The organism is Massiliimicrobium timonense, from assembly GCF_002160865.1.
In the GTDB taxonomy this organism is placed as follows: domain Bacteria; phylum Bacillota_I; class Bacilli_A; order Erysipelotrichales; family Coprobacillaceae; genus Allocoprobacillus.
In genome coordinates this window covers 1-2,258 of sequence record NZ_NFLJ01000080.1, presented here as the reverse complement: position 1 = coordinate 2,258, position 2,258 = coordinate 1, and the positions used below count along the sequence as shown (strand labels likewise).

The window sequence follows — 2,258 nt, the reverse complement described above, 5'->3', positions numbered from 1 at the left end:
TATAAATGTCAATATAATTTTGTACAAAAATGATCATTTATGATGTACAATTATGTTCCTGTTCAATATAACTAGGAATACTTCTTAATATTAGGATTCCTCTTCGTTTGGCTTCATATGATCTTTTAACCGATAGGATTTACCCGTTATAGTTACCACATGCGCGTGATGAAGGACTCTATCTAAAATGGCATTTGCCATTACCGCATCACAGAAAACTTCATCCCACTCACTAAAATTGATATTTGTAGTTAATATCGTGCTTCTTTTTTCATAACGTCTATCTATCAGTTGAAAGAATAATTTCGCATCATCTTTATTAATTGGAAGATAGCCAAGTTCATCTATGATCAATACTTTATATTTGGTAAAATGGCGAAGTCGATCTTCCAATCTGTTCTCATTATTTGCTTTCTTCAATTGTTGAATAAGGTCATGACATTTGATGAAATATGTACTATTTCTACGCTTTGCTGCGGCGATGCCTATACTTACAGCCAGGTGTGTTTTACCTACACCACTATTACCTAGAAATACGATATTTTCACAATTCTCAATGAATCTGAGTGTCTCAAAATCCAATATCTGTTGTTTATTAATTGATGATTGAAAATCAAAATCAAAATCCCTTAATTCTTTATGGTGAGGAAAAGCCCCTACTTTAACCATTGATTTGATCATATTCTTTTCTCTATGATCGATTTCTATTTGGGTCAATTTAATCAATCCTTCAGTAAGGGATAGATTGTTCTTAGTTATGTAATCCAATATCTCATCTAAATTTTCATTCATTTGACTTAGTTTCAAATAATTCAGGTTATTTCTTAATTGCATATATGTACTACTCATTGTATATTTCTCCTATCAAATTTAAATTTTCCTTAGCTAGTTGTTTAATTTCATCCGAACTATCTTTAAAACTTACTTCGTATATTTTTTGATAATGCTCTTCATGATAATTGTATTTTGACTGAGATATTTGATGAATTGTTATGAGTTTTGTGTTAGAATGCACATGTATATAATCATCAAATATTTGTAGTTTCACTGTTTTACCAATATATTCTGGTGGTGCGGAATATTTATTTCCTTTATAGGAAAATAAGCTTTGTGAATCTACTTTTACTGGTTTAATGGTGATTTTATATTGATTTCTTATCTTTTCTTGTGGTAAGGGGGATAAGAAATCTTTTTCTTTTTGAATATGAAGCTTCGGAATTTTTCCTATTGCACTGTGCACCTGGCAATTATGCCTTTCATTAATTTCCGTTACTTTTTCATTCAGTTGTGCATAGTTTAATTTTCCATTATAGGCATATAGTTCATCCCATAATTTCATTGGTGCTTCAACTTTTCCTTTACTCCATGGTTTTCCGGCAATACATGGTTTCACTACAAAGCCATAATCATTCGCAAATTGTTGAAACTTCGCATTGACCTTTCCACTCGAATATTCTGTTCTTGCCTCATCCATAACCGTTTTCATATTATCGGTTTTTAAAATGTCAGGCACACCACCTGCTGCTTCAAATGCCTGATCAAGATAATGGAATAGAGCACCTTGCTTTTTTGTAAGCGAAATAAAATTAACTTTATATCTTGAATAGGAATAAACAAGTGCAAAGATATTTAATTCAATAACTTCACCTGTATTTAAGGTATAATGCATATTTTCCTTCCAGTCTAATTGTGCTTCAACTCCCATACCCGTCTCTCTTTTGATTGACTGATGATTTGTAGTACTGTTTCTAACTTTACCATTCACTGTCCTGTTTGTTCTGCCATTAAAGTATTTATCGAATTCCTCATGTTGACTGATCCACTTTCTAAAATGTGAAGCTGAGCATTCTAATCCATGAATATCTTTTAGATACTGCCATAAAACTCTTTTATAAAAGAAAACTTGAGTATTTTGATTGATCAGTAAGTCATATATTATTTGATAAAATTTATCTAACTTACTTTTTCTTTCTCTTTTCTTTGGCTTAGTATAACCATTCATATATTTATCTATCAATCTTCTATCGACACCAAGCTCTCTGGCAATCTGTGATTTATTTATTTTCAATTTTAACTCCTCTACTAATACTTTCAATTTTGGTAAATCAAGCAAGCAATTAATCTCAATACTTGAATTGACTGTTAAATTCATAATCATAATATAACCTCCAATAAAAACTGAATTATTATATTATGTTGAATTGATTTTGTACATTTTTATATGATCATTTTTGTACATATTAATAGTAGCATTTATA

General features: G+C 30.2%; 1 protein-coding gene and 1 pseudogene. Both read right to left on the bottom strand.

The window, feature by feature from the left end; translation table 11 throughout:
* Positions 1-90: 90 nt before the first annotated feature.
* Positions 91-849: an IS21-like element helper ATPase IstB gene (gene istB, locus B5E75_RS14130; RefSeq protein WP_087298346.1), complete on the bottom strand. Its 759-nt coding sequence runs from the start codon at positions 847-849 to the stop codon at positions 91-93.
* Positions 846-2,158, bottom strand: a pseudogene (gene istA, locus B5E75_RS14125) (IS21 family transposase). The gene istB and the pseudogene istA overlap by 4 nt, the downstream one beginning before the upstream one ends.
* Between the last annotated feature and the right edge of the window lie 100 nt (positions 2,159-2,258).